The sequence below is a fragment of the Segatella baroniae B14 genome (genome assembly GCF_022024235.1).
GTDB lineage: Bacteria > Bacteroidota > Bacteroidia > Bacteroidales > Bacteroidaceae > Prevotella > Prevotella bryantii.
On the sequence record NZ_CP091800.1, the window covers coordinates 957,921 to 965,000 of the forward strand.

Here is a 7,080-nt window from a genome sequence, read left to right on the forward strand (position 1 = left end):
TCCGAATCATTGCTTTCACAATAGCTTGCTCGATGGTACTCTCCATACAAGCACAAAAAGTAATAGAGTTTTTGCCTAAAGGAAAAACCAAAACGGCAATTATCGTTTGTCCCGGTGGAAGCTACTGTTGGCTGGATAAAAAGACAGAAGGGATAGATGTGGCACACTGGTTGAACGAAAATGGTATTGCTGCTTATGTTCTCTACTATCCTACAGCCGGTTGGGCGGCTTTTGCATACCATAGTCGCCTGATCTATCGAGGTCACCAGTATCCCGATCAGATCAATGCGCTCAATAAGACTCTTCAAAAGGTTCGTAGCAAAGGCTACCAATTTGTCGGTGCAATGGGATTCTCTGCTGGTGGACACCTGGTACTGACGTCGGCTGAATATAGTCCTAAAGACATCGCACCCGATTTCGTCGCTCCGATATATCCGGTAGTAAGTTTATCTGCTGCTTGCACTCACAAGCGCTCTCGTCGCGGACTGTTAGGCGAATATCGTAAACGCAACAAGATGTTGTGCGATTCGCTTTCTATGGAAAAGCATGCGGATCGTATCACCTGTCCTGTATTTCTTATCAACTGCACGGACGATCCTATCGTAAATTATCGCAATTCAGAACTAATGGACAGTGCACTGACAGCGCATCATAAACCACACTTTTATCACCAATTTAAAACGGGTGGACACGGTTTTGGAGCTACTGCAGAAAAGACTTCTACAGAGGCTATCAAATGGAAATCTCTGTTCATCAACTGGCTAAACCAATTGATCAACAGAGATATCATCCAATAGAATTGTTTTATTGAACGGCTTGAAGATAAATGACCTCACCAGGTGATGTCATGATATCATAGACAAACAACTTCTTCTGTGGCTGCAATTGCAAATGAGCTTCAGAAGAGACGATAGCTTTTTTACCCTGTGCCACTTTAAAGAGCGGATTAGGATTATCGCCCTGAGCAACAACCAGCTGTTTATCTTTACTCTGCAGAGGTGTATACGATGCTATGCGAAGATTACCACCGATCACAGACTTCACCTCGGCTGTAACCAGTTTACCCTGTTTCCAGTTCATGGCTACTTCAAAATTTCCACGAGCCTTCAAACCCGAAACCTGTCCTTGCTGCCATACATCAGGAAGAGCTGGTAACAGTTGTACCATGCCATCCTGGCTCTGGAGCAACATCTCTGCCACTCCAGCTGTAAAGCCAAAATTACCATCAATCTGGAAAGGCGGATGTGCATCAAAAAGATTCGGATACATTCTACCCTTAGGATAGTTGGCTGCATCAGCATCAGATGGTAATACACTTAACAGATTTCGCACAAGCTGATAAGCATGGTTTCCATCTAACAAGCGTGCCCAAAGATTAATTTTCCAACCAATACTCCATCCCGTAGCTTCATCACCACGCTGAACTAATGTATTGCGAATAGCTTCGAACAACTCTGGTGTGCGGGTAGCTGATATCTGATTACTTGGAAACAAGCCATAGGCATGAGACACATGGCGATGACCGTCCTTCGGATCATCAGCATCTTCAAGCCATTCTTGCAACTGGCAATATCGACCTACTTGCATAGGAGCAAGCTGACGAATATGTTGTCGCAAACTATCGGCATAAGCCTCTGACTCTCCTAATACTTCTGTTGCCTGCAATGCATCTTGAAGTACATCAAAAGCAATCTGATTATCCATCGTACAACCAGCAGTTACAGACGGTTTGCCATGAGGACCATGTTCGGGCGAAATACTTGGTACTGTAACCATATAGCCATATTTCGGATGACGAACCATAGCGGTAAGATAGAAATCAGCTGCTCCTTTCAACTGCGGATAAAAAGTACGTAAGAACTGTTGATCACCTGTAAAGAGATACCGTTGCCAGAGATGGGTAGAAAGCCAACCAGCTCCATTCGGCCAAATACCCCAGGTGGCACCATCTACCATACCTGTAGTTGCCCAGATATCTGTGTTATGATGTGCCATATATCCTTTCGCCCCATACATCTTAGATGCTGCTTCTACACCAGTCTTACTAAGATTTTGCACCAAACGGTATAAAGGCCATTCGTTATCTGAAAGATTGGTGGTCTGAGCGGGCCAATAATTCATTTCGGTATTAATATTTATGGTATATTTGCCATCCCATGGCGCATTCATATCTTTATTCCAAATACCTTGCAAATTGGCTGGGGTTCGACTATCTATCTGGGATGAAGAGATGAGAAGATATCGTCCATACTGAAATACTAGTGTAGCAAGAGCTGGATCATTACTTTGCTGAAAACGACGTAAGCGTTCATCTGTTGGTAAAGATGTTTCATTCGTGTTTTCGCCTAAATCGAGTGAAACACGACCAAACTGGTTCTGATACACTTGCTCATGTTGCTGAAGTAATGCTTCGTAAGTATATGGAGATGCTGTCTGCAATTCACCAAAGGTTTGTGCCTTTGCATCCAGACTAACCTCGTTATAGCTTTTGAAATTGGTACCCATAGCCAAGCGAATCTCTACTTGATTCGCATTCGTCACCTCAATCGACTCTCCATTTCGCTTTATTTTACCTCCAATATTCAAGACACGGGTAACGGTACTTGCCTGAATAACTCCTTTTATGCCCTCATGATCAGCACCATAACCTAGCATACAAAGATCGCCCTGTTGATTCAAGGTGATAGCATGGCGAAGTGGAGAGGTATAATGTAATTTAAAGGATATAGAACCACGTTTAGAAGCCGTTAAGCGTATTACCATAACATTTGCATGATGCTCTGGCGATGAGAATGTGGTAAAGACTTCACGCTTATAGGTTACTTTACCTACTTGGAAAGTAGTCGTAGAAACTGCACGATTAAGATCTAACTCTCTACGATAATTACGGGTATCGCCAGCACGATAATTAAAATCGATTTTTAGAGAGCCTACGCTTTCATAGGGCATACCATGCTGACCCGTCATAAAATTCCGATTAATCATAGCATGAGCCGCTTTCTCTTGACCATCAAAGATAAGTTGGCGAACTTGACGCAAGGTATCAACGGGAATGGCACGTACATTACTATGGGGACCTCCACCCCACACGGTTTCTTCGTTGAGTTGAATTTCCTCAGATTGGACACCACCATAAATCATACCGGCAATACGTCCGTTACCAATTGGTAAGGCTTCTTGCCAGATAGAAGCAGGATGATTATACCACAATTTAAGTTCCTGGGCTGCCTGGAGTTTTAGACAACTTAGAACGAAAAGCAAAAAAAAGATTTTTTTCATGTTTATTACAGGTTCTAAATCAAGAGAAAGATTATCTCTCTGGTTTATATAAAGTTTGATTGCAAAAATAATAAAAAAATTTGAATTAATAACTATTCAAATCAAAACCTTTTGATAAATAAACGAATAGACATAAATCACATACTGTATAAAACAAAAAAAACGAAGGAAAATTCCCTCGCCAATTTAGGGGATATCCAGCCCAATTGGCTGAACCCCTTTAAATCGCAAATTGTTAACCTAAAATGAATCTTTACCTACTTATAACCTAAAAACCTATATGTTAACCTAGTCTATATATACAATCTTTATTTACCTATCTATTACCTAATGTAAAACCCTTAATTACCCTAAACAATCAATTAACCTTAGTTTGGTACTGCAAAAGTACAAATACTTTTTGAATTAACAAGCAAAACATATGTTTTTTAGCATATTTTTCACCCTTTTCTTGTTTTATATCAATTTTTTTGTGTACGAACACAGTTTTTAACTTTAATAAAGCAAACTTACCTAAGAAGGAAAAAACATAAACCAACACAAATTACAAAGACAAGGGAGAAAATTAACAATAGACCAAAAGCGATACACAACTTTTCAATACCTAAAAAGTACTTGATGAATAATATCAACTAAATGAACACCTACTTGTAGGATTCGCAAGTCGCGAAAATCTACTAAAATTTTAAATTGTGTAAAACAAGTCTTAATTATATATAATATAAAAAATAATCATTGCAAGTTTCAGATTGTTATAATATATTTGCAAATGAAATAAAATTTCAACTATACCGCTGCATTTACTTACTATTTGAACGATTATTCTGATATTATATTGCATGCGAATAATATCCAGCCCCGTCTGGTAAAAAAGGCGTATACCTACCTAGAAACGTTATATCCAGGACAACTAATTCAATAAAAAAACAAAACCAATTAGAAAATGAAAGATTTATTTTTTGAATCTCTTCATACTTTATTAAGTACTATCATTTTTCTACTCATAGCATATATGCCCGTTGATGCACAAAACAATATCGTTCGTGGGCATATCTATCTACAAAACTCAAAAGAACCACTCGCTTATGCAACAGTAAGAAACGCTACTTCTAAAGCAATAACTTATTCTGATAGCTTAGGCTATTATGAAATTAAAGCCCAACATGCTGATAGTCTTGTATATAGCTATATTGGATGTTTAGATCAAATATTCCATGTTACTAATCAAAACCAACATGATGTCTATTTAAATGATCAAGCCCTGAGTCTTGGCGAGGTAGAAATAAGGGCTAGAAAAAGGCCTATTCAACTATTACATAATGGATTATTAGTCCGTATGGATGCCATTAAAAAAGACGGTAAAATACTCTCTGATATCCTACCCCAAATACCAACTCTACATCTCAAAAATAATACGATTACAATGGCCGGAAAGGACATCGTTTTAGTATATTTGAATCATCATCAACTATATGTTAAAGGTAGCGACTTACTAGAATATTTAAATTCACTAGGATTGGATAATATCGAAAGTATCCAAGTCATCTCTAATCCTCCTGCAAAATATGAGGCTGAAGGAAACATCGGAATTTTGAAAATCATAACGAAACGTTCTGTTAATCCAGGATGGCAAACTCGCTTATTAGGCAAAATATCAGCAGCTCATGATTTGTCTGCTGGAGCTTCAGCGAATATCATTTATTCTAACCAGAAATTAACGATAGGAAATATCATCTTAGGTAGCCATTCCAATAATTTCACACATAGCAGATATTCTAATTACTTCGAAAATGAGGTCATTTCTACCAATAATCCAAGAAAAAATAAGATTACAAATGTAATGATGCTCACGAACTTCAACTATGTTTTTGATCACAAAAATAATTTATCTGCTACGCTGCAAATACCATGGTATGACAAAGATAAAAATCATGATATCGAGAACATTACTAGGTACCAATCTTTAAATAATACCGTTACAGACTCGATTATGTCTTCTCTTGGACAGGGGTATTCTGGAAATCATCAGTTTAATGGAGAAATGAATTATGCACACTCCTTTAATGATCATTCTGATATAAATGTAACAGCAGGATATATTAATAACTATATCAAAAACTATAGAGGTTGGAGATCTATGACCTACAACCCACTACTTACTGAAGACGAAACATATTTCAGTCGTGGTCATCAGAATTATGATATTTTTACCTTTAAGATAGATGGTAAGAATCAATATAAAAAAATAGATTTTACAGAAGGCTATAAATTTTCATATACAAACTCTACTTCATTTAATGAAAATAACGAAACTTTATCGCCTAATGCCATACCACAAAATACCTTTGGCTACCGAGAGACAAGTCATGCTTTATATCTGAATTCATCTTTTTCATACAAGGCTTTATCTGTAGATCTTGGCCTTCGAGGAGAACTCACTTATACGAAAGGAATATCATATACCTACCAGCAAACTCATACGAATCATTATTTTAGATGTTTTCCTTCCATTGATATGAGGTATGTGATCAATGATAACAACGTTATCAATGTAAACTATTCTGGAAGAATTAAAAGACCTGATTATCACTTATTAGATCCTTTTCGATGGTACAGCAGCAAATATGATTACTCGGAAGGAAATCCTTTTCTGAAACCATCAAATATACACTTGGCTAGTCTTACTTATATGTACAAGGATCTTTTATTTACTAGAATTTACTCCTCTAACACGACCAACGACTTTGGAAAAATGGTTATCCTAGATGCAGACCATATCCAAAATCAAATAGAAAGGGCTGATAATTATCTAGATATATATCAGTTTGGAATTAACTCGGAGCTTAATCTTCAAATAGGTACGGCGATTGAATCAAAATTGTCTAACGATATTACCTATACCAATTATAGTTCTAAAGCAGCTCAATTTAAAAGCATAAAAGGATGGGGCGTGAATTTCACACTGGATAATACAATTGCCATAAATAAAAAATTGTCGGCTTCGATATATATGGAAGATAACTTACCAGGTTATTATAATTATCGAAAGTTCAGAAATTCATTCTTGCTGAATATTGGACTACATTATACCAACAAAAAGAAGGATATGACGATCCGTTTACAAGCAGAAGATATATTAAAAAGTAGTACTCCTAAGTATTCATACTATTCAAATGGTATAAACCAAATATTTGACAATTATAACGACGAACGACAAATTAATTTGACGGTCATTAAAAAATTGGGTAACTTTTTTAACAAGACAAAAGGAAGATTTGAAACTTCTAATGCCGAGGAGAAAGAAAGACTATAAAAACAATAGCTTTGATGAAAGAAAAAGTATCGTATGAAAGATGTAAAAACAACTAATGAAATAACTTGAAATAAGCTTTCTTCAACGCTGGTTTTACCCATTCATCAGGAACAAATTTCCAGTTAGAATGAGCTGATATTGTTATATGTTTAGCTTCCATCAAAGCTTTTTGAAGATAATAACGCTGGGTATGAGGACTTTGATAGATGATACGAGCTGGTAATTCTGAAAAGGAAATACCAGCTCCTTTTGTCAATAATTCACCACCACCATGAGCACGATAGCTATGCATAACGACACGGTAAACTTGATGAAGATGAAAAGCATTGCCATTACTCATTCGAATAATTCTCACCCTATTTCCCATAGGCCGAGTAACATCCACCTCATAATCTATTCCTGCTGCAGTATCAAAATTAAAGGCAATATTTTTGAAAAAATAATACAACTTACCATGATAAGAATAAGTTTCAATACGCATGATTTCG

At 36.9% G+C, this 7,080-nt stretch carries 4 protein-coding genes (1 of these 4 cut by a window edge); 2 read left to right on the forward strand and 2 right to left on the reverse strand.

Annotated features, from left to right (window positions below; all coding sequences use genetic code 11):
* Positions 1-32 precede the first annotated feature (32 nt).
* Positions 33-797: an alpha/beta hydrolase gene (locus L6469_RS14040; RefSeq protein WP_006281399.1), complete on the forward strand. Its 765-nt coding sequence runs from the start codon at positions 33-35 to the stop codon at positions 795-797.
* A gap of 7 nt (positions 798-804) precedes the next feature.
* On the opposite strand, the gene L6469_RS14045 is transcribed toward L6469_RS14040, so the two are convergent.
* Positions 805-3,279 carry a glycosyl hydrolase family 95 catalytic domain-containing protein gene (locus L6469_RS14045; protein WP_006281400.1) on the reverse strand — a complete coding sequence of 825 codons (2,475 nt, stop codon included), beginning with the start codon at positions 3,277-3,279 and terminating at the stop codon, positions 805-807.
* Between the two features lie 943 nt (positions 3,280-4,222).
* Between L6469_RS14045 and L6469_RS14050 the strand changes: the two genes are divergently transcribed.
* Entirely contained in the window at positions 4,223-6,592 is a 2,370-nt protein-coding gene (locus L6469_RS14050; RefSeq protein ID WP_006281401.1) for an outer membrane beta-barrel family protein, read from the forward strand.
* A gap of 52 nt (positions 6,593-6,644) precedes the next feature.
* On the opposite strand, the gene L6469_RS14055 is transcribed toward L6469_RS14050, so the two are convergent.
* Positions 6,645-7,080, reverse strand: partial view of a bifunctional metallophosphatase/5'-nucleotidase gene (locus tag L6469_RS14055; protein ID WP_006281402.1) — the 3' portion only. 1,250 nt of this gene lie beyond the right edge of the window; the window shows 436 of its 1,686 coding nt (coding positions 1,251-1,686); its start codon lies off the right edge, out of view; it ends in the stop codon at positions 6,645-6,647.

Bases quoted from the DNA above. Each gene is read 5' to 3' on its own strand.
- L6469_RS14050 (WP_006281401.1), top strand. From the start codon at position 4,223: ATGAAAGATTTATTTTTTGAATCTCTTCATACTTTATTAAGTACTATC.
- L6469_RS14045 (WP_006281400.1), bottom strand. From the start codon at position 3,279: ATGAAAAAAATCTTTTTTTTGCTTTTCGTTCTAAGTTGTCTAAAACTC.
- L6469_RS14040 (WP_006281399.1), top strand. From the start codon at position 33: ATGGTACTCTCCATACAAGCACAAAAAGTAATAGAGTTTTTGCCTAAA.